Raw genomic sequence first — 21,309 nt, 5'->3', positions numbered from 1 at the left:
ACATGACCGCACAGGCGTGTTGCGACGAGAACCGGAAACTGCTGAGTCGCCGGGGGCTGCTGGGCCGCGGCCTGGCCGCCGGCGCGGCCGGCGCCCTGGCCGGGCTCGTCGGCGAGGGGCTGTCGACCCGGATGGCGTTCGCCGCCGGCGGGTACAGCGGCGACACGCTCGTCGTGCTGTCGCTGCGCGGCGGCTTCGACGGCCTGTCGGCGATCGCGCCGATCGGCGACCCGGAGTACTACAAGGCCCGCCCGGCGATCGCCCTGCCGAAGAGCCAGGCGATCGGCGGCGACGCCATGTTCGGCCTGCACCCGGCGCTGGCGCCGCTGTTGCCCATGTGGAAGGGCGGCAGCCTGGCCGCGGTGCACGCGGTCGGCCATCCCAACCCGACCCGCTCGCACTTCGCGGCGATGGAGGAGATGGAGCGCGCGGCCGCCGGCACCTCGACCCGTACCGGCTGGCTGGACCGGATGCTCGGGATGACCGGCGCGACCGGACCGCTCGCCGGCGTCTCGCTCGGCACCGCGATGCCGTCGCGCCTCTTCACCGGCCCGTCCGCCGACATCTCGATGGCGACCGTCGACGGCCTGGCCCTGGCCGGCGAGAGCGACAAGCGCCCGATGGCCGCGGCGCTGCGCAAGATGTACGCCTCGGCACCCACCCTGCTGGCGGCGCCGGCCAAGGCGGCGGACTCGGCCCTGACGGCGACGGCCGGGCTGCGCGCCACGGCGTACGTGCCGGCGAACGGCGCCGCGTACCCGTCGACGCCGCTGGGTGCCGCGCTGCGCGACGTGGCGCGATTGATCAAGGCGAAGGCGGGGCTGGCCGTCGCCGCGGTCGACTGCGGCGACTGGGACATGCACGAGGGCCTCGGCACGGCGGCCAAGGGCCAGCGCATGTACGACAACCTGCTCGAGACGGCGAACGCCCTGGCCGCGTTCGCGGCCGACCTGGGCCCGGCCGGGATGGCGAACGTGACGCTGCTGACGGTGAGCGAGTTCGGCCGCCGGGTGGCGGAGAACGGCTCCCGCGGCGCCGACCACGGGCACGGCAACGCGATGCTGCTCATGGGCGGCGGGGTCAAGGGCGGCAAGGTGTACGGCAAGTGGCCGGGCCTGTCCGCGGGCGCTCTGGTCGCCGGCGACCTCGCGGCGACGACCGACTACCGCGCGGTGATCGGCGAGATCCTCCAGAAGCGGTGCGGCCTCGGGTCGCTCAAGGACGTCTTCCCGGACGTCGCACCGGCATCGCTCGGGCTGGCCGCCGCCCGCTGAGCCGGACGGTGGCCCCGGTGCGGCCGCCGCGTTCGGCGGGCCGCACCGGGTTCGACGTCAGCGGGAGGCGCCGGCGCGGCGCTTGCTCCACACGTCGAGCGCGACCGCGAGGAGCAGGACGCCGCCCTTGACGTACATGACCGTCTGGACCTCGGCGCCGATCAGCGACATGCCGTTGTTGATCACGCCCATGAGCAGGCCGCCGGTGATCGCGCCGACCACCTTGCCGACGCCGCCCTGCACCGCCGCGCCGCCGACGAAGGCCGCCGCGATCGCGTCGAGCTCGAACGTGTTGCCCGCCGTCGGGCCGGCCTGGTTCAGCCGGCCCGCGAAGATCACGCCGGCCAGCGCCGCCAGGACGCCCATGTTCACGAAGAGCCAGAAGATGACCGACTTGACCTTGACGCCGGACAGCGTCGCGGCCTGGAGGTTGCCGCCGACCGCGTAGATCTGGCGGCCGAAGACCGCCCGGTTGGTCAGCAGCGAATAGCCCATCACCAGGAAGGCCAGCAGCACCAGCACCCACGGCAGGTTCTTGTAGCGGGCCAGCTGCGTCACCACGACGATGACCAGGATCGACGGCACCGCCATCTTGGCGATGAACATCGGCATCGGGTCGACGGCCTGGCCGTACTGCTGGCGGCCGGCGCGGGCGCGCCACTGGCTGAAGACGATGCCCGCGACGGCGAGCAGGCCGAGCAGCAGGCTGAGCAGGTCCGCGCCGCCGAGCACGCCGAGACCGATATTGCCCAGGTAGCCCTCGGTGAAGCCGTTCGCCATCGTGCGCACCGGGTCCGGGAACGGGCCGATGCCGCGGTTGCCCAGCACGGAGAAGGTCGCCGCCCGGAACAGCAGCATGCCCGCGAGGGTGACGATGAAGGCCGGGATGCCGAAGTAGGCGACCCAGTAGCCCTGCCAGGCGCCGATGACGCCGCCGACCACCAGCGTGATCAACAGCGCGAGGGGCCACGCCACGTGATAGTTGACCATCAGGTCCGCGGCGACCGCGCCGCAGACCGCGACCACGGAGCCGACCGACAGGTCGATGTGGCCGGCGATGATGATCAGGATCATCCCGATCGCCAGGATCAGGATGTAGGAGTTCTGCACGACGATGTTGCTGATGTTCTGCGGCGCCAGCATGTCACCGTCGGTGAGCACGGTGAACACCAGAACGAAGATGGCGAAGGCGATGTAGATGCCGCTCTGGCGCAGGTTGAGGCTGAACTTGCGGGGCGAGTCCCCGGTCGGCCCGGCCGGCGCGCCCGGCGTCTCGTCCACCGCGAGGTCGGCGTTGGTGGGTGCGACAGACATCGCGGTTACTCCGTTCCCTTTGTCATGAGCGTCATCAGGCTTTCCTGGGTGGCCTCGTGCCGCGGCACGTCGCCGGTGATCCGGCCCGCCGACAGCGTGTAGATGCGGTCGCAGATGCCGAGCAGTTCCGGCAGTTCCGAGGAGATGACCAGGATCGCCTTACCTTCGTCCGCCAGCCGGTTGATGATCGTATAGATCTCGTACTTGGCGCCGACGTCGATGCCGCGGGTCGGCTCGTCCAGGATCAGCACGTCGGGGTTCGTGAAAATCCACTTGGACAGCACGACCTTCTGCTGGTTGCCGCCGGAGAGCTTGCCGGTGATGCTCAGCACGCTCGGCGCCTTGATGTTCATGCTCTTGCGGAAGTCGCCGGCGACCTTGTATTCCTCGTTCTCGTCCACCAGGCCGCGCTTGGCGAGCTTGCCGAGGGCCGCCGCGGAGATGTTGCGCTTGATGTCCTCGATCAGGTTCAGGCCGAACCGCTTGCGGTCCTCCGTCGCGTACGCGATGCCGTTCTTGATCGCGTCACGCACGGACCGCAGGTGGATCTCCTTGCCGTCCTTGATGATCCGCCCCGAGATGCCGGTGCCGTACGAGCGGCCGAAGACGCTCATGGCCAGCTCGGTGCGGCCGGCGCCCATCAGCCCGGCCAGCCCGACGATCTCGCCGCGGCGCAGGTTCAGGTTGGCGTTGCGGACCACCACCCGGCCGTGCTGGGTGGGGCTGTGCACGGTCCAGTCCTCGATCCGCAGCACCTCCTCGCCGATCCGCGACTCGTGCGGCGGGAACCGGTGGTCCAGGTCGCGCCCGACCATGCCCGAGATGATCTTGTCCTCGGTGACCTCGTCGGTGGCCAGGTCCATCGTCGTGATGGTGCGGCCGTCGCGCAGGATGGTCACCCGGTCGGCGATCGCCATCACCTCGTTGAGCTTGTGCGAGATGATCACGCAGGTGATGCCGTGGTCGCGCAGTCCGCGCAGCAGGCCGAGCAGGTGCGCCGAGTCCTCGTCGTTGAGCGCCGCGGTCGGCTCGTCGAGGATGAGCAGCCGCACCTCCTTGGAGAGCGCCTTGGCGATCTCGACGAGCTGCTGCTTGCCGACGCCGAGGTCGATGATCGGGGTGACCGGGTTCTCGCGCAGCCCGACCCGCTCCAGCAGCTGACCCGCGGCGTGGTTGGTGCGGTTCCAGTCGATCAGGCCGCGGGTGGCCTGCTCGTTGCCGAGGAAGATGTTCTCGGCGATGGACAGCTGCGGCGCCAGCGCCAGCTCCTGGTGGATGATGACGATGCCGCGGTGCTCACTGTCGCGGATGCCGCCGAAGCGGCACGGCTCGCCCTCGAACGTGATCTCTCCGTCGTAGGAGCCGTGCGGGTAGACCCCGGACAGGACCTTCATCAGGGTCGACTTGCCGGCGCCGTTCTCGCCGCAGATCGCGTGGATCTCGCCGCGCCTTACGGACAGATTGACGTCCTGGAGCGCCTTTACCCCGGGAAACGTCTTGGTGATGTCCTGCATCTGCAGGATGGTGTCGCTCATGCTCATCCCCCAGGGTCGGCACGCGAAGGGACCGGCGCCCGCCGCTGATCGCTCAGCGGCGGGCGCCGGTTCGGATCACTGGAGGTCCGACGCCTTGTAGTAGCCCGACTCCACGAGCTCCTTCTCGTAGTTCGACTTGTAGATGATGACCGAGTCGAGCAGCTGCGCGGGGACGACCTTCACGCCGTTGTCGTAGTCCTTGTCGTTGTTCGTCGCCGGCTTCTCGCCCTTGAGGACCGCGTCGGCCATCTGGACGGTGGTGTCCGCGAGCTTGCGGGTGTCCTTGTAGATGGTCGCGAACTGCTCACCCGCGATGATCGACTTCACCGACGCGACCTCGGCGTCCTGACCGGTGACGACCGGGTAGGGCTGGCCGGTGGTGCCGTAGCCGCTGCTCTTGAGCGCAGACAGGATGCCGATGGACAGGCCGTCGTACGGCGACAGCACGCCGTCGACCTTGACGCCACCCTTGTACGTCGAGGTCAGCAGGTCCTCCATGCGCTTCTGCGCGGTCTCCGGCTTCCAGCGCAGGATGGCGACCTGCTTGAAGTCGGTCTGGCCGCTCTTGACGACGAGGGTCTTGTTGTCGATGTACGGCTGGAGGACCGACATCGCGCCGTTGAAGAAGAACGTGGCGTTGTTGTCGTCCGGCGAGCCGGCGAACAGCTCGACGTTCAGCGGACCCTTGGCGTCGCCCTTGGTGGTGCCGTCCTCCTTCAGCAGCTTCAGGCCGACCAGCAGCGAGGTGGCCTGCTGCACGCCGACCTTGAAGTTGTCGAAGGTGGCGTAGTAGTCCACGTTCGGGCTGTCCCGGATCAGCCGGTCGTAGGCGATGACCGGGATGTTCTTCTCCTTGGCGCTCTGGAGCTGCGTGGTGATCGCCGTGCCGTCGATGGACGCGATGATCAGCAGCTTGGCGCCGCGGGTGATCTGGTTGTCGAGCTGGTTGACCTGCGTGGGGATGTCGTCCTCGGCGTACTGGAGGTCGACCTTGTAGCCCTTGGCCTCGAGCTGCTTCTTGAGGTTGTCGCCGTCGCCGATCCACCGCTCGGAGGAGCGGGTCGGCATGGTGACGCCGACCAGCGCGCCGCTGTTGTCGCCGGTGCCGGAGGCCTGGTCGGCCGTCTTCTCACTCGAACCGCAGGCGGCCATGGCCGCCGCCAGCGTCATGGCCGTGGCCACCGACGCGAGTCGGGTCAACTTCATCGATCTCTCCTTGCGATGGGGGGTCGCGGACGCACGCGACGAGGGAACTTTCCCGCACGTCCGCTCAGAAGTAAACAATCCTGAACACTGTTGTTAGCGGTGCGTTACATTCGGCCGCTCTGCGACCTACCTTGCGAACTGACGGTAATAAGCCTGGTTCCACCGAACCCGGTCGGCGAAGTCATAGGTGGTGGTGCGCTCATCGATGAGCAGCAGCTCCGTCTGCAACATCGTGGCGAAGTCGCGCAGCGACTCCACCCCGGCGCCCTGAGTCAGCACGGTGTGGTGCGGCCCGCCGGCGGTCAGCCAGGACTCCGCGGAGGTGGCCAGCGACGGCGACGGCTTCCACACGGCGCGGGCCACCGGCAGCCTGGGCAGCGGCTCGTCCGGGGCGGTCACCTCGATGGTGTTGGCGACCAGCCGGAAACGGTCGCCGAGGTCCACCATGCCGATCACCACGCCCGCGCCGGGCGCGGCGTCGAAGACCAGGCGCACGGGGTCCTCGCGGCCGCCGATGCCCAGCGGGTGGATCTCGCAGGACGGCCGGGCGGAAGCGATGCTGGGGCAGACCTCGAGCATGTGCGCACCGAGGATCTTCTGCTCGCCGGGGCCGAAATGGTACGTGTAGTCCTCCATGAACGAGGTGCCGCGACCGGTGCCCTCGCTCATCGCCTTGACGGCGGCGAGCAGGGCGGACGTCTTCCAGTCGCCCTCGCCGCCGAAGCCGTAGCCGTCGGCCATCAGCCGCTGCACGGCGAGGCCGGGAAGCTGGCGCAGGCCGCCGAGGTCCTCGAAGTTGGTGGTGAACGCCCCGAAGCCGCCGGCGGTGAGGAACTGCCGCAGGCCGGCCTCGATCCGGGCCGCGTACCGCAGCGAGTCGTGCCGCTCGCCGCCGCGGGCCAGCGCCGGGTCCAGCACGTACGCGTCCGCGTACTCCGCGACCAGCGCGTCGATCTCGCCGTCCGGCACCGCGTCGACGACGGCGACCAGGTCGTTCACCCCGTACGTGTTGACGGAGACGCCGAACCGCAGCTCGGCCTCGACCTTGTCGCCCTCGGTGACCGCCACGTCCCGCATGTTGTCGCCGAAGCGCGCGAGCCGCAGGCTGCGCAGGCGCTGCACGCCGGCCGCGGCCCGGGCCCAGCCGTCGATGCGGGCCACCACGCCCGGGTCGGCGGCGTGCCCCGCCACGGTTTTGCGGGCCACGCTCATCCGGGTCTGTATGTAGCCGAACTCCCGGTCGCCGTGCGCGGCCTGGTTGAGGTTCATGAAGTCCATGTCGATGGACGCCCAGGGCAGCGCCTGGTTCAGCTGGGTGTGCAGGTGCAGCAGCGGCTTGCGCAGCGCGTCCAGCCCGGTGATCCACATCTTGGCCGGCGAGAACGTGTGCATCCAGGCGATGACGCCCAGGCAGGCCGGGTCGGCGTTGGCCTCGAGCATCACCTTGCGGATCGCCGCGCTGTCGGTGAGCACCGGCCTGCTGACGATCTCGGCGGAGATCCCGCCCGAGGAGGTGAGTAGCTGCTGGATCTGCTGCGACTGCGAGGTGACCTGGTCCAGGGTCTCGGGCCCGTAGAGGTGCTGGCTGCCGGTGAGGAACCAGATCTGGGGCTTCATCGGGTGGACTCCTGTCCGTAGGCGTGCTGATAGCGGTGGTAGAGGGCGTCGATGTCCGGCTGCGGGATGGGTACCGGCGCACCGAGCTGGCGCGAGATGTGCACGGTCCGGGCGACGTCCTCGCACATGACCGCCGCCTTGACGGCGGCCTTCGCGGTGGCGCCGACCGTGAAGACGCCGTGGTTGCGCATGAGGACGGCCGGCGAGCGGTGCCCCTCGAGGGTCTCGACGATGCCGCGGCCGATCGAGTCGTCGCCGATCAGCGCGAACGGGCCGACCGGGATCTCGCCGCCGAACTCGTCGGCGATCATCGTCAGCACGCACGGGATCGCCTCGCCCCGGGCGGACCAGGCCGTCGCGTACGTGGAGTGGGTGTGCACGACGCCGCCGACGCGCGGCAGGTGCTTGTACACGTACGCGTGCGCGGCGGTGTCCGACGACGGGCTCAGCTCGCCGTCGACCAGGTTGCCGTCCAGGTCCGTGACCACCATGTTGTCCGCGGTGATCTCGTCGTAGCGCACCCCGGACGGCTTGATGACCAGCAGGTCGGCGCCGGGCACCCGGGCCGAGACGTTGCCGGCCGTCCAGACCACCAGCTCGTTGCGGGGAAGCTCGGCGTGCAGGTCCGCCACCTGCCGGCGGATCGCCTTTATCGCGTCCGTGAGGATCATGCCGAGACCGACCGGCGCTGGATGGCCCGCAGGTTGCGCATGACCTTGTTGGCGCCGCGGCCGAAGTAGTCGTGCAGCCTGGTGTACTCCGCGAACAGCTCGTCGTAGACGTCCGCGGCCCGCGGGTCGGGCCGGTACACCGCGGTCTGCTTGCTGCCCATCGCCGCCGCGGCCGAGCGGACGTCCGGGTACGCGCCGGCGGCGGCCGCCGCGTGGATGGCCGAGCCCAGCGCCGGGCCCTGCTCGGAGCCGATCACCGACAACGGCATCCGGAGCACGTCGGCGTAGATCTGCATCAGCAGCGCGTTGCGCACCAGCCCGCCCGCGGCGATGAACTCGCCGACGGGCACGCCGGCCCGGCCGAACGTCTCGATGATCGTGCGGGTGCCGAAGGCGGTCGCCTCGATCAGCGCCCGGTAGACGTCCTCGGGCCGGGTGGCGAGCGTCTCGCCGATCAGCAGGCCGGAGAGCTCGTGGTCGACGAGCACCGAGCGGTTGCCGCTGTGCCAGTCCAGCGCGATCAGCCCGTGCTCGCCGGGCCGCTGCCGCGCGGCGAGCTCGGTCAGCCGCTCGTGGGTGAACTCCGGTGCGAGGTGGCGCAGGTAGGCGGCGAAGATGTCGCCGACCCCGCTCTGCCCGGCCTCGTAGCCCCACAGCCCGGCGACGATGCCGCCGTCGACCACCCCGCACATCCCGGGCACGACGACGGCCTCCTCGCCGTTCACCACGTGACACGTCGAGGTGCCCATGATGGCGACGAGCTGGCCGGGTTCGAGCGCCTGCGCGGCCGCGGAGGTGACGTGCGCGTCGACGTTGCCGACCGCCACGGCGATGCCCTCGGGCAGCCCGGTCCAGGCGGCGGCCTCGGCCGTCAGCGTCCCCGCCGCGTCGCCCAGTTCGCCGATCGGCTGGTCCAGCTTGTCGGCGACGAAGCCGGCGAAGGCGGGGTTCAGCTCGGCCAGGAAGTCCGGCGCCGGGTAGTGCCCGTCCTGGCGGATGCCCTTGTACCCGGCCGTGCAGGCGTTGCGCACGTACGCGCCGGTGAGCCGCCAGATGATCCAGTCGGCGGCCTCCACCCAGCGGTCCATCCGGTGGTAGATCTCCGGGTCCTCCTCGAGGAGCTGAAGGCCCTTGGCGAACTCCCACTCCGAGGAGATCAGGCCCCCGTACCGCGGCAGCCAGGCCTCGCCGCGCTTGGCGGCGAGCTGGTTGATCCGGTCGGCGTGCGGCTGGGCGGCGTGGTGGCGCCAGAGCTTCACGTACGCGTGCGGCCGGTTCGCCAGCCCGTCGAGCTCGCTGAGCGGCGTGCCGTCGGCCAGCGTCGGGATCATGGTGCACGCGGTGAAGTCGGTGCCGATCCCGACCACCTGCGCCGGGTCGACGCCGGCGCCGCGCACGGCGGCGGGCACGGCCTCGCGCAGCACGTCGAGGTAGTCGCCCGGCACCTGGAGCGCCCAGTCGTGACCGAGCGGGGTGCCGTCGGGCAGGGCCTCGGTGAGCACCGCGTGCCGATAGTCGTGCACGGCCGAGCCGAGCTCGGCACCGTCGGCGACGCGGACGACGACGGCCCGCCCGGAGAGCGTGCCGAAGTCGACGCCGATCACATACGTCTCGGAACCAGCGACGGGCATGAGTGTTGTACCTCCGCGAAGGGGGGATCCGGCGTGTCGCCCGCGTGGTCGCAGAGCGCACGCCAGCGGCGTGGTCCGAGTGTGAGCGCTAACATTTACGATGTCAACGGGGTGGGCGGTTACATCGGGGCAACCCCGCCGAAACCGTTTACGGTCACCGGGTCAGCCGGGCGGGGCCACGCTCGCCCGCTCGACCAGGGTCGGCGCGATGATGATCCGGTTCGGCGGCGTCGCCTCGTCGGTGATCTGCGCCAGCAGCAGGTCGAGGCCCGCCTGGGCGACCGCGTCGAAGTCCGGCCGGACCGTGGTCAGCGGCGGGATGAAGTACGCCGCCTCGGGCACGTCGTCGAAGCCGACGACGCTGACGTCCCGCGGCACCCGGCGGCCGTGCTCGCTGAACGCGCGCAGCAGGCCGAGCGCCTGATGGTCGTTGGCGGCGAAGACGGCGGTGACCTCGGGCATCCGCGCCAGCATCCGCCCGGCGTCGAAGCCGGACGAGGCCGACCAGTCCGCGGTCATCAGCGGCGGCACCTCGGCGCCGGCGTCCAGCAGCGCGCCGCGCCAGCCCTCGATGCGCCCGGCCGCGTCGTACCAGTCCACCGGCCCGGAGATGTGCCAGACCGTGCGGTGGCCCGCGGCCAGCAGGTGCTCGGTGGCGGCCCGGGCGCCGGCGACCTGATCGACAGTGACGAGGGTGTGCGAACGCTGCGGATCGCCGTCGATCGTCACCAGCGGCACGCCGACCGGCATGTCCTCGAGCGCGTCGTCGGCGGACTTGACGGGCGCGATCACCACCAGCCCGGCGACGCGCTGGTCCAGGTGCCGCTCCACCGCGCCGGCGATCGACTCCCGGTCCAGGCGCCCGACGCTGCCGACGCTGACCGCGAAGCCGGCCTCCGCGGCGGCCTGCTCGAACGCGGCGAGCAGCGAGGCCGGGCCGTACAGGGTGCTGTTCTGCGCGACGATGCCGATCAGCTGGGAGCGGCCGGTGACCAGCGCCCGGGCCGCGCGGTTGGGCCGGTAGCCGAGCTCCGCGATGGCGGCACGCACCCGCAGCCGGGTCTGCTCGCGCACGTTGGGATGATCATTGAGCACCCGCGAGACGGTCTGGTGCGAGACGCCGGCCAGCCTCGCGACATCGGTCATCGCCGGGCTGCGCGCTGCCTTGACGTCCATCGCCGCTCCTGTACCCGTCGCGACCCGATGAGTTGCCGTACCGGCGCCGCGGCCGGTTGCCGGCGGCGCGGGCCATCCCGCGCTATGAACCCGACGGTAATTGTTAGCGATAACAAGATCGGCGTCAACCTGCCCGTTTCCCCCTTTCCGCGCCGACCCGTAGGCTCGGCGGAGATGGACGCAGCCCCGGATTTGTCGCCGAGCGACGGCGACGGCGTGCCCGGCACCGGCGGCGACGGCGGCTTCGCCTCGCTGCGCACCCCCGCCCGGCCCCGCGCGGCGCGCTACGAACTCGGCCGCTCCCTGCGCGAACGCTCGCCGCGCACCGACCTGGCCGACTGGAAGCCCGCGCCGGACCGGGTCGACCCGATCCGGCAGCTCGCCGAGGCACACCAGGGGCGGCTGCCCCGGCTGATCCCGGTACGCGTCGGCCGCATGGTCGCGTCGCCCTACGCGTTCCTGCGCGGCTCGGCGAACATCATGGCCGACGACTTCGCACCGCTGCCGCACACCGGGATCACGCCGGTGATCTGCGGCGACGCCCACCTCGGCAACTTCGGCTTCTACGCATCCCCCGAGCGCGAACTCGTCTTCGACCTCAACGACTTCGACGAGGCGCACCCGGGCGCCTGGGAGTGGGACCTGCGCCGGCTCGTCACCAGCGTCTGGGTCGCCGGCCGGCAGAACGGCTTCCGCGAGCACGCCTGCGCGGACGCGGTACGGCACTGCGTCGCGGAGTACCGCGAGCAGATCGGCCACCTCGCCGCGCAGCCGCTGCTGGCCCGCTCCTTCGCCGCCCTCGACGTCGACGACCTGCGCCGGGCGGCCACCAAGGCCGGCTTCCGCGAGGAGATCGAACGGGCCGCCCGCCGGGCCCGGCGCCGCACCAGCGACCGCGCGCTGCCCCGCTTCACCGAACAGCACGACGGCACGGTCCGGCTGGTGCAGGAGCCGCCGCTGATCACCCGCCCCAGCGACCGGGAGTACGCACACCTGGCGGCGGCGCTCGACGGCTATCTGAACACGCTGCCGCCGCACTGGGCCCGGATCCTGGCCGGCTACCGGATCGTCGACATCGCGCACAAGGTGGTCGGGGTCGGCTCGGTCGGGCTGCGGGCCTACGTGGCGCTGTGCGAGGGCAGCAGCCCCGACGACGTGGTGTTCCTCCAGCTCAAGCAGGCCCGCCGGTCGGTGATCGCGAAGCACCAGCACGGCGACGCGGCCTGGCACCGCCACCAGGGCCAGCGGGTGGTCGAGTACCAGCAGGCGCTCCAGACGGTCAGCGACCCGCTGCTGGGCTGGGCCACGATCGCCGACCGGCAGTTCTACGTCAGGCAGTTCCGCGACATGAAGGGCGCGATCCTGGTCGAGGACATCGACGCGACCGCGCTCGGCGACTACGCGGGCATCTGCGGCTACCTGCTCGCCAAGAGCCACGCCCGGACCAGCGGCGCGTCGATGATCGCGGGCTACATCGGCGGCAGCGACAAGCTCGACGAGATGTTCGCCCGGTTCGCCCGCGCATACGCGGACCAGGTAGAAAGCGACCACCAATGCCTGGTGGACGCGGTCCGCAAGGGCCAGATGATCGCGGAGGGGGCGGCATGAGCGGTCGGTTGGATCTGATGGCTCCGGCGGTGCTGGAGTTCTGGACCGAGCGGCACCTCTGCACGCTCACCACGCTGCGCGCCGACGGTTCGCCGCACGTCGTGCCGGTCGGCGCCACCGTCGACCCGGCGGCCGGGCTGCTGCGGATCATCGCGTTCCGGGGCTCGGCGAAGGTCCGTCACGTCCTCGCCGGCGGCGACCGGGTGGCGATCTGCCAGGTGGACGGCGGGCGCTGGAGCACGATCGAGGGCAAGGCCGTGGTCCGCGACGACCCGGAGTCGGTGGCCGAGGCGGTCCGCCGGTACGCCGCGCGCTACCGGCAGCCGCGCCCCAACCCGGAGCGGGTGGCGATCGAGGTGACGATCACCAGGGTGCTCGGCTCGGTGAGCCTCGGCGCTCCCCGGTGACCTCGCCCGCCTACTGGTAGGAGATCAGCTCCGGCACGTCGGAGAACTTGAGCAGGTCGGCCGCGGCGTAGCGCCGCACGTCCTCGTCGTAGAAGAGCTTGTAGCCGAGGTGGAACTGGCGCGGGCGGCGCAGCCGGTCCCAGGTGGCGTTCTTCTCCGCGCGGGTGCCGAAGCCGTCGACGTGCTGGACCATCGCCAGCCCCGGCCGCTGCCGGATCCGCGGCACGTCGGGCAGCATCGAGGCCCGGAACTGGTGCAGCACGAACAGCTTCTCCGGCAACCGGTGCCGCGCGACCAGGCCGGAGACGTAGTCGGACACCCGGTTGACCTCGGCCGAGCCGACCCCGCCGATGGTCCGGCCGGGCACCTTGCCCTTGGGCATCCGCCACTCCGGGTCCAGCGCGAGGCCGACGTGCGGCTGCACCAGGAACCGCTCGAGCTGCCGGGCCTGCGGCAGGAAGTCGCCCCGACCGGGCTGGAGGTCCAGGATGATCAGGACCTTGTTGCGGCGGGCGTGGTCGACGTACTGCTGGATCCGGTCGAGGGCGATCATCCGGCTGTAGTCGCCGTCGGAGCCCGGCCGGGCCTGCGCGACGCTGGCGATCAGCTCGTAGGCCACCTGGACCTTGCGGCCGCCGGCGAACGGCTTGGCGGCGGCGCGCAGCCTCGGCAGCATCCTGTCGGGGCCGCCCTCGCCGAGCACGCCGAGCGCGGCGTTGCCGGCGGTGCCGTAGTAGGCGACCACGCGGTACGCGGGAAAGATCTTGGTGCCGCCGAGCGGCAGCACCGACGGCTCCGCCGGCGCGGGCGGCGACGACGTGGGACCGGGGCTCGCCGAGCCTGCGGGCGCGGCGGAGGCCGCGGAGGCCGGCGCCGTCGGTGCGGTCTCCGGGTCGTCGGCGCCGCAGCCGGCGGCGGCGAGGGCCACGACGGCCAGGACCGCGAGCGCGCGCACATCGACCTCCCTGTCCGGCAACAGACGGCCACCGTACTGAGGTCCACCGACATCCGCCGCGCGGCGCCCGTACCGGTGAAATCGTCGGTGCCCGGCGGTAGCTTTCGACCGTGAGCAGTCTCGAAGCGGATCCCGAGGTCGGCCGTTCGGTCGTGCCGCCGTCGCCGGAGGGCACGGAGTTGCTGGAGGGCGCGCCCGTCGCGCTCGGCGGGCCCCGGGGGTTCGAGGTCACCCGGACCCTGCCCAACAAGCACCGGCGGATGGTCGGCGCGTGGTGCTTCCTCGACGCGTACGGGCCGCACGCCCTGGCCGGGTCGCCGGGGATGCGGGTCGGGCCCCACCCGCACATCGGGTTGCAGACCGTCAGCTGGCTCGTCGCCGGCGAGGTCCTGCACCGCGACAGCCTCGGCAGCCTCCAGGAGATCCGGCCGGGTCAGCTCAACCTGATGACCGCCGGCCGCGGCATCTCCCACTCCGAGCAGACCCCCGCCGCGCACGGCCCGGTGCTTCAGGGCGTGCAGCTGTGGGTCGCCCTGCCCGGCGCCGCCCGGGACGTGGCGCCCTCGTTCGTGCACCATCCGGATCTGCCGGTGGTCGCCGCCGGCGGCCTGTCCGCCACCGTCCTCATGGGCGAGCTGGCCGGTGAGGTCTCCCCCGCCGCCTGCTTCTCGCCGCTCGTGGGCGCGCAGGTCACGCTGGCCGAGGGCGGCGGTGCGACGCTGCCGCTGCGGCCGGACTTCGAGCACGCGGTGCTGGTCCTGGACGGGTCCGCCACCGTCGAGGGCGCGCGCGTCACGCCCGGGCCGCTGCTCTATCTCGCCGCGGGCCGGCAACGGCTGCGCCTGGACGCGGGCCCGCGGACCCGGCTGCTGCTGATCGGCGGCGAGCCGTTCGACGAGCGGATCGTCATGTGGTGGAACTTCGTCGGCCGCGACCACGACGAGATCGTCGCGGCGCGGGAGGCCTGGGAGTCCCGGTCGGACGGTGGCCGCTTCGGACGGGTGCGCGGCTACGACGGGCCCGACATTCCGGCGCCGCCGATGCCGACCACCCGCCTGGTCGCCCGGGGCCGCACGCGCTGAGCTGGGAAGATCCGCCTCGGCGAATCGCACAAACCCGGCTTGACGGTGGTCGCGGGCGGGCGGATCGTCAGTGGGACAGCCGTGCACGCGGGCTGAAGGAGTTCACCATGAGCCTGCTCGACCTGGGGAAACTCGCCCTCATCACCGTCACGCCGACCCTGATCGGCGCGGTCGTCGTCTACGCACCCCGATGGTGCGCCGCGCTGGCCCGGGCCTGGCCGGTCCACGCCGAACCGGAGCCCGTGCCGGTCGGCCTGCCCATCGAGAAGCTCGCGGCCGACCTGCGCCGGCTGCTGCGGCTGCACGACGAGCTCACCCGCTCCGCGCACATCGCGATGCGGGCGCACCGGCTGTGGGCGGTCGAGGCCGCCATCAGCGTGCGCGCCGTCGAGGCGGCGCAGGCGCTCGACGTGCCGCACCGCGAGCCCGGGCCGGGCGGCACGCTGAGCCGGACCGAGCTCGGCCGGCTGCTGCGCGCGCTGGCGGACGCCGGGCTGGTCCTGCCGGCGACCGTCGGACCGTTCACCAAGGACGGCCGTCTCTGACCCGAAGTAGGTCGAAACGGCGGCGTGTGCACCCGCCGCCGTTTCTGTGTCCCGGCTGGGTGGCGGCGTTCGAGGGGGACGGTGGCCGCCGGCCGGGAGTTCGGGGTGGACACCATCGGTGTCGGGTATCGGTCACTGCGCGGGCCGGTCGCCGCGGCCGGCTGACATGCCGCGGGGCCGGTACATCGTCGGACCGGCCCGCGACTCCCACCATGACATCGACCGGGTCCATGATCCGCGGCGCGGAGACGTGTCCCTCGCCACGGTCACGCTCTGTGATCGCAATGGCGACGATCGGGACGGTCCACACAGCACCATTTCCGTCGCTTTCCTCAGCGGCTCATTAAGAATGGCTTAACTTCCGCGGCCCGCCATGTCCGCGTAACAATGGAAAGCGTTCATGGAAATGTCGCGGACCGCATCCGAGGTGGTCACTTTCCGTCAGTCGGCCCCAACGTTCCGCACCGCTTACCTCGGCGATTGAACCGCTCGGCGCGCCGGCCCGTACTGTCCGTTGACGGAACACTCCCGGCGGGCCGCGGCGCCGGGGCCGATCCCGGGCGCGACGGCCGTCCTGGGTCGGGTGACGCGCCTCCGCGGGCGGTAGCGCCGCACGCAAATCCGTGGTTAACCTTCCAAGTCAGTCCGCGCGGAAGGCATCACGGGACGCGTGGTGCGTGTACGCGGCGGCGATGACGGGGGGCACGTATGCGGCAGCGGGCCGGCTCGGCGCATCCTCCTTCGCGCGCCCCCGAGGGTCGTTCCGGGGTGACCCGATGAGCTTCGAGGACGACGAATACTGGGAATCCGAGTACGACGACAACCCCCGTAGGTCTCGGTACGCCGACTCCACCGCCACGGCGCGGGACCCGTACGCGGACGCCGTCATGGCGCGGTGGGGTGCCGACACCCGTCGTCCGGTGCAGCGCACCCAGTACATCGAAGACGACAATTTCGACGCCGTGCCGGACGTCGTGTCCGCCCCGGTGTCCACACCGGTTGCCGGCCCCGCGCCCGACCCGGTCAATTCACTCGATCCGGGCGTCGACGAACTCGCCGAACGCCGCCGTCAGCGACGGGAGGCCGGCTACCAACGGTCACCGAACCGCGACAAGCGCATCAGTTCGGCGTTCGACAGCGAGCGCCCGGGATGGCTGGACGACCCCTCGTTCGCCCCCGCCGACCTCGACGCCGCCCCGGTCTCGCCCGGCGCCGAGGGCTGGCAGCGCCGCAGCCTCGACTTCGACGAACTCGAGTACGACGACCGCGACTTCGACGTGCAGGACTGGGAGGAGCAGCGCCGCCACATCGCCGCGCGCCGCTCCCAGACGGTGCGCGGGCGCGACGTGCCCGAGGCGCCCGACACGGTCGGCGGCCGGGCCCGGGTCTCGCCGCCGGCGCCGGACGACCGCCGGCCCCGGCGCGACGATCCGCGCACCTACGACGCCCCGGCCGCCTTCGGCCCGGGGCAGGACCGTCGTCCGCCCGTACGGCCGGGCCAGCCGCCGCGGCCCGCACCGGTCCAGCCCGGTGGCGATCCGCGCACCGCGCGTCCGGACCTGCCCGCCGCGTCCCGGCCGGGCACCCGGCCGGAGCCGTGGTCCGAGCAGCCCGCCGCCGCGGCCGCCGGGCCGCAGGTCGGCGACCGGCCGGCCGAGACGGGCACGCCGGGCGACGGCCCGCGCGTCAAGAGCCGGGCCACTCCCCCGGCCGCCCCACGGGTGATCAGCAAGGCGGCACCGCCGGAGACGCCGCGGGTGCTCAAGAAGGCCGAGCCGCCGGCGCCGCCCCGCGTCGTCAACGCACCGCCGCAGACGGCGCCGCCGCGGGTGGTGACCCCGGCGCCGCCGAACGTGCCGAAGACGCCCGCCGCGGGCGCCGACGTCCTGCGGCCCCTGGTGCCCGCCGACCCGGCCGCCTACGACCCAGCCGCCTACGACCAGGGCACACGGGCGCCGGGCCGGACCGGCGGGATGCCGATGAGCCCGGCCGCGTACGACCAGGGCCAGGCGGGAGGCGCGCCCGGCTACCACCAGGACGCCGCACCGCCGGTCAGCCCCGCCGGCCCGCGCCGGCCCCGGGTCGGTTTCATCTCGCCCTCCGGCATGCCCGGCGAGGCGCCGACCAGCCCCGCACCCCTCGACCCGGCCGCCCTCGACCCCGGTCGCGGCCCGGGCCAGCCCCCGTCGCGCGGCCGCCCCGGCGTGCCGCCGAACAGCCCCGCACCCCTCGACCCGGCCGCCCTCGACCCCGGTCGCGGCCCGGGCCAGCCCCCGTCGCGTGGCCGCCCCGGCGTGCCGCCGCCCGGGCGCGGGCCCGGCGGTCCCGCCGTTCCTCCCGCGCCGCAGAACCGGCCGCCGGTCATGCCGGCCGCCGCGCCGCCGCCGGTTCCGCCGTCGGCGCCGGCACCCATCCGCCGGCCCGCCGCCGCGGCCCCGCCGCAGAACGCGCCCGGCGTGCGGCCGACCCCCGCGGCGCCGCAGGCCCCGCCGCCGTTCACGCCCTGGGACACCGGCCGGCCCGACGCGGCCGCGCCCGTCGCGGACCCGCACGCGGCGCCGCCGCGCGGTCGCCGTCCCGCACAGGCCGACCCGGCGCAGGCCGCGCCGCGCGGCCGGTCGGCCTTCGACGACGGTTCGACCGCCGAGAGGCCGATCGTCGGCGGGCCGCGCACGGCGATGATCACCTCTACCGGTGCGCCGACCGCGGTCCCGCGCTCGGAGCGCCCGCCGACGCGTACCGCGCCGACCGTCGGTGCGCCGCAGCCGCAGGTCACGGCGTACGACCGGCCGGTCAGCAGCATGCCGGCGCAGGGCCACCCGGCCGCCGCGGCGATCAGCGGCGAGGTGCTCGACGCTCGCCGCCGCGTCCCGGCGGCGGGCGACGCCCCGACGGTCGGCCTGTCCCGGCCGTCGTCCCCGGCCGGCCCGCGCGACCTGGCCGGTGCGACCGGCGAGCTGCCGGTCGTCGGCGTGCCGTCCGTGCCCGGCGACCAGCAGTACGGCGCACCCGGGCCGCGCACGCCCGACCAGCCCCGCCACGCCTCGGACCAGGCAGCGCAGAGCCGCCTGGCGGAGCCGCAGTACCGGCAGGACGAACCGCCGGCGGGGCGGCACTCCGGCCCGTACGTGCTGGAGGGCGAGGTGCTCCCGGCCCGGTCGGCGGGCGTGCCCCGGCAGCACACGGAGGCGGCCCGGCAGGCCGAGGCCGCGCGGCGGGCCACCGAGGAGCAGCAGGCCCGGGCCGAGGCCGCGCGGCGGGCCACCGAGGAGCAGCAGGCCCGGGCCGCGGCGGCGCAGCTCGCGGACGTGCAGCGCCGCGCCGAGGCCGACCGCAAGCTGGAGCAGGCGCTGCGCCTCGCCGAGCAGACCCGGCAGGCCGAGCTCGCCCGGCAGGCGGAGATCGCCCGCCGGGAGGAGGAGGCGGCGCGCCAGGCCGAGGCCGTGCGCCAGGCCGAGCTCGCCCGGCTGGCCGAGGAGGCACGCCAGGCCGAGGCCGCACGGCAGGCCGAGCTCGCCCGGCAGGCGGAGGAGGCGCGCCGGGCCGAGGCCGCACGGCAGGCCGAGGCCGCGGCGGCACGCCAGGCGGAGGCCGCGCGCCACGCCGCCGAGGCGGCCCGCCACGCCGAGGCCGTACGCCAGGCCGAGGAGGCCGCCCGCCGGGCGGAGGTAGCCGCGCACGAGGCGGAGGTCGCCCGCCGGGCCGAGGCCGCGCGCCAGGTCGCCGAGGCGGCACGCCGGGCCGAGGAGGCCCGCCGGGCGGAGGAGGCCGCACGCCAGGCGGAGGCCGCACGCCACGCCGAGCGGCAGGCCGACGCCGCACGCCGCGCCGAGGCCGCACGCCGGGCCGAGGAGGAGGCCCGCCAGGCCGAGGCGGCCCGGCAGGCGGCGATCGCGGCCCGCCAGGCCGAGGCCGACCAGCACGCGGAGGCCGTCCGCCGTGCGGCGGCGGCACGGCAGGCAGAGGCCGAGCGGCAGCTCCTGGCCGCGCGCGACGCCGAGGCCGCACGCCAGGCCGCCGAGGAGGCCCGCCAGGCCGAGGCGGCCCGGCTGGCACAGGCCGCCCGCGAGGCCGAGGCCGTCCGGCTGGCCGAGGGCGGCTCCGGCGTGCCCATGGCGGCCCGGCCCGGCCCGAACCCGGCGGCGTTCGCCGTACCGATCGGCCGCCTGATGACCTCCGGCCCGACGGCGCCGCCCAGGTACGCCGACGCGGAGCTCGGGGCGACGTGGTTCACCCCCAAGATCGACCCGGCCGCGGCACCCGCCGAACCGGCCACCGACGGCGACGCCGAGCCCGAGGGCGTGGTCCTCGACCTGGACATCAGCGGGCTGGTGAACGGCGCGGCCGCCGAGGAGGCCCGGCCCGCACCCGGCCCGGACCCCGCCCAGGCCCGGCCGGCCGCCACCGACGGCACCGGGCCGCTGGGCCCGGAGGACCTGGCGGCGATCCGCTGGCGCCTCGACGGCGCCACGCTGCGCGAGGTCGTGGACGACAAGGACGCCCTGCGCGTACTCGGTGAGCGTCTCGACGGGCCGCTCTCCGACGAGCAGGACAACGTCGCCAAGGCGGGGCTGCTGAGCGTACGGGCGGAGGTCTACCGCCTGCTGGAGGAGCTGGGCATGGCCGCCGCCGCCAGCCGCCTGGCCCTGGCGCACGCCGAGTCCTCGGGTGACGTCCAGGCCACCGTCATCGCGCAGGCCGAGCTGGCACACGTGCTGCGGCTGCGCGGCGACCACAAGGAGGCCGACCGGCTGTTCGAGCGGGCCGCCGGCTCCGAGGCGCCGGAGCTGCTGCGCAGCGTCGTGCACGAGAACGCCGGGCGCAGCGCCTTCGACCAGGGCCGGCACATGGAGGCGCTCGATCACTTCGCGCGCGCCGTACGGCTGGGCGCGCCCGACGATCAGGAGCTGGCGCAGCGCATCGACGTCGCGCTGGAGTCGGTCTACATCCACGTCCTGCGCGACGGGTGGGGCCCGTACCCGCGTTCGCGGCGGGAGATCCTCGGCCTGGTCACGGCGGAGCAGGAAGAGGTCTAGGGCCTGTCCTGCCGATCATGACGGCCTGCGCCGGGTCCAGCTTCCGCCTCGCGGCGCGGTCCGAACGGCCGAATACAACACCGGTATTCGACCGTCCGGCCCACTTGCGACGCGAAACCTGGACCTCGGCTCGGCGTCGCCATGATCGGCAGGACAGGCCCTAGCTGTACTGACGGGTGAGGTCGGCGGCGGGCCGGGGTACAGCCGTTGCCACCCGCCCGCGGCCCGACGTCTTCGCCTCGTAGAGCGCCGCGTCCGAGGCCGCCACCAGCTCGCCGACGTCGCCGGCGTCGTCCGGCAGGACCGCGATGCCGATGCTCAGGCCCGGCGCGCCGCCGGGCAGGTCGGTCCGGGCGGCGACGGCCGCGCACAGCCCTTCGGCGACCGCCGCGGCGGCGCGCCGGTCCGCGCGCAGCAGCACGACGAACTCGTCGCCGCCCAGGCGCGCCGCGAGACCGTCCTCGCCGACGGCGGAACGCATGGCCACGGCGACGGCCTGGAGGACCTGGTCGCCCTCCGCGTGGCCGAACGTGTCGTTCACCGCCTTGAAGTGGTCCAGGTCGACGGTGAGCAGTGCCAGCGGGCCGCCGGCGATCCGTGCCCACGTGCCGGCGTTCGCGAGCTCCTCGTCGAACTGGCGCCGGTTCGCCAGGCCGGTGAGGTGGTCGGCGTACGCCTGCCGCTCGAGGACTTCGTGCAGCCGGTCGGCCCGGCGGCGCAGCGAGTGCACCACCGTGGCGGCCAGCGTCATCGCCATGATCGTGGCGGCCAGGTCGGCGAGGCCGGCACCCGGTCCGAGGATCGCGAAGACCGTGACCGCGCCGCCGGCGTACACCAGCGCCAGGTTCAGGCCCAGGACGCGGCTGCTGAGGAAGTTGGCCGCGTACAGGACGGGCCAGAGATAGAAGAGCAGCGCGCCGGTGGACGCGTCGTTGGTGGCGAGGTTCAGGCCGGTGATCGCCAGGATGCTCAGGATCGGGGCGGCGAACCAGAACAGGCGCGGGAGCCGCGCGGGCACCCGCCAGCTCGCGATCCCGGCCAGTCCCATGAACACGCTGGTGGCGATCCCGGCGGTGAGGCCGGTGGCGCCGACGTCCGGCATCAGCACGCAGGTCGCCAGCACGTACGGGGATCCGGCCAGCGTGAGGAACACGACCGAGCGCGAGGCGCCGTGCAGGTCGCGAAGCTGGTACGGGAAGACGTCCCCCTTGTGCGGCACAACCCTGTCGATCGGCTCCCACCGCCGCCTAGT

Annotated in this window: 15 protein-coding genes; 6 read left to right on the top strand and 9 right to left on the bottom strand. The window is 73.4% G+C overall.

Features of this window, described 5'->3' with window-relative positions; all coding sequences use genetic code 11:
• Positions 1-2 precede the first annotated feature (2 nt).
• Positions 3-1,274 carry a DUF1501 domain-containing protein gene (locus tag BJ971_RS15060; RefSeq protein WP_184993569.1) on the top strand — a complete coding sequence of 424 codons (1,272 nt, stop codon included), beginning with the start codon at positions 3-5 and terminating at the stop codon, positions 1,272-1,274.
• 57 nt (positions 1,275-1,331) lie between these two features.
• On the opposite strand, the gene mmsB is transcribed toward BJ971_RS15060, so the two are convergent.
• From mmsB to BJ971_RS15025, 7 genes are all read right to left on the bottom strand, one after another.
• On the bottom strand, positions 1,332-2,588 hold the full coding sequence (gene mmsB / locus BJ971_RS15055) for a multiple monosaccharide ABC transporter permease (protein ID WP_184993567.1): 1,257 nt from the start codon (positions 2,586-2,588) through the stop codon (positions 1,332-1,334).
• A gap of 5 nt (positions 2,589-2,593) precedes the next feature.
• Positions 2,594-4,123 carry a multiple monosaccharide ABC transporter ATP-binding protein gene (gene mmsA / locus BJ971_RS15050; protein ID WP_184993564.1) on the bottom strand — a complete coding sequence of 510 codons (1,530 nt, stop codon included), beginning with the start codon at positions 4,121-4,123 and terminating at the stop codon, positions 2,594-2,596.
• Positions 4,124-4,198: 75 nt separating this feature from the next.
• A complete protein-coding gene (gene chvE / locus BJ971_RS15045) occupies positions 4,199-5,329 on the bottom strand; it encodes a multiple monosaccharide ABC transporter substrate-binding protein (protein ID WP_184993562.1) in 1,131 nt (376 codons plus the stop codon).
• A 126-nt stretch (positions 5,330-5,455) separates the two neighbouring features.
• Positions 5,456-6,946 (bottom strand): L-arabinose isomerase, encoded by a 1,491-nt coding sequence (araA, locus tag BJ971_RS15040; protein ID WP_184993560.1) that lies wholly within the window; start codon positions 6,944-6,946, stop codon positions 5,456-5,458.
• Positions 6,943-7,617 carry an L-ribulose-5-phosphate 4-epimerase gene (locus BJ971_RS15035; RefSeq protein WP_184993558.1) on the bottom strand — a complete coding sequence of 225 codons (675 nt, stop codon included), beginning with the start codon at positions 7,615-7,617 and terminating at the stop codon, positions 6,943-6,945. Before BJ971_RS15035 ends, araA begins: the two co-directional genes overlap by 4 nt.
• The gene (gene araB, locus BJ971_RS15030; protein WP_184993557.1) at positions 7,614-9,248 is read right to left on the bottom strand and encodes a ribulokinase; all 1,635 of its coding nucleotides are present in this window, start codon (positions 9,246-9,248) and stop codon (positions 7,614-7,616) included. Before araB ends, BJ971_RS15035 begins: the two co-directional genes overlap by 4 nt.
• A 162-nt stretch (positions 9,249-9,410) precedes the next feature.
• The gene (locus tag BJ971_RS15025) at positions 9,411-10,424 is read right to left on the bottom strand and encodes a LacI family DNA-binding transcriptional regulator (RefSeq protein ID WP_184993555.1); all 1,014 of its coding nucleotides are present in this window, start codon (positions 10,422-10,424) and stop codon (positions 9,411-9,413) included.
• A gap of 174 nt (positions 10,425-10,598) precedes the next feature.
• Between BJ971_RS15025 and BJ971_RS15020 the strand changes: the two genes are divergently transcribed.
• Complete coding sequence (locus BJ971_RS15020) at positions 10,599-12,032, top strand: DUF2252 domain-containing protein (protein ID WP_184993553.1); 1,434 nt, start codon at positions 10,599-10,601, stop codon at positions 12,030-12,032.
• A complete protein-coding gene (locus BJ971_RS15015; RefSeq protein ID WP_184993551.1) occupies positions 12,029-12,439 on the top strand; it encodes a pyridoxamine 5'-phosphate oxidase family protein in 411 nt (136 codons plus the stop codon). The genes BJ971_RS15020 and BJ971_RS15015 overlap by 4 nt, the downstream gene beginning before the upstream one ends.
• Positions 12,440-12,449: 10 nt before the next feature.
• Here the strand turns inward: BJ971_RS15015 and BJ971_RS15010 are convergent, their stop codons facing one another.
• Entirely contained in the window at positions 12,450-13,394 is a 945-nt protein-coding gene (locus BJ971_RS15010) for a hypothetical protein (protein WP_184993549.1), read from the bottom strand.
• 110 nt (positions 13,395-13,504) lie between these two features.
• Here BJ971_RS15010 and BJ971_RS15005 point away from each other — a divergent pair, with 110 nt between their 5' ends.
• The 3 genes from BJ971_RS15005 to BJ971_RS14995 all read left to right on the top strand — a co-directional run bounded on the left by BJ971_RS15005 (position 13,505) and on the right by BJ971_RS14995 (position 20,057).
• A complete protein-coding gene (locus BJ971_RS15005; RefSeq protein WP_184993547.1) occupies positions 13,505-14,476 on the top strand; it encodes a pirin family protein in 972 nt (323 codons plus the stop codon).
• Between the two features lie 107 nt (positions 14,477-14,583).
• Positions 14,584-15,021 (top strand): hypothetical protein, encoded by a 438-nt coding sequence (locus BJ971_RS15000; protein ID WP_184993545.1) that lies wholly within the window; start codon positions 14,584-14,586, stop codon positions 15,019-15,021.
• A 776-nt stretch (positions 15,022-15,797) separates the two neighbouring features.
• On the top strand, positions 15,798-20,057 hold the full coding sequence (locus tag BJ971_RS14995) for a tetratricopeptide repeat protein (protein WP_184993544.1): 4,260 nt from the start codon (positions 15,798-15,800) through the stop codon (positions 20,055-20,057).
• A 160-nt stretch (positions 20,058-20,217) separates the two neighbouring features.
• Here BJ971_RS14995 and BJ971_RS14990 read toward each other — a convergent pair whose 3' ends face one another.
• Positions 20,218-21,276, bottom strand: a complete 1,059-nt coding sequence (locus tag BJ971_RS14990) for a GGDEF domain-containing protein (RefSeq protein ID WP_184993542.1) — start codon at positions 21,274-21,276, stop codon at positions 20,218-20,220.
• Positions 21,277-21,309 lie beyond the last annotated feature (33 nt).

This window comes from Amorphoplanes digitatis (assembly GCF_014205335.1).
In the GTDB taxonomy this organism is placed as follows: domain Bacteria; phylum Actinomycetota; class Actinomycetes; order Mycobacteriales; family Micromonosporaceae; genus Actinoplanes; species Actinoplanes digitatus.
Note: the sequence above shows the minus strand (reverse complement) of the source record. Positions and strands in the feature narration are given on the sequence as shown.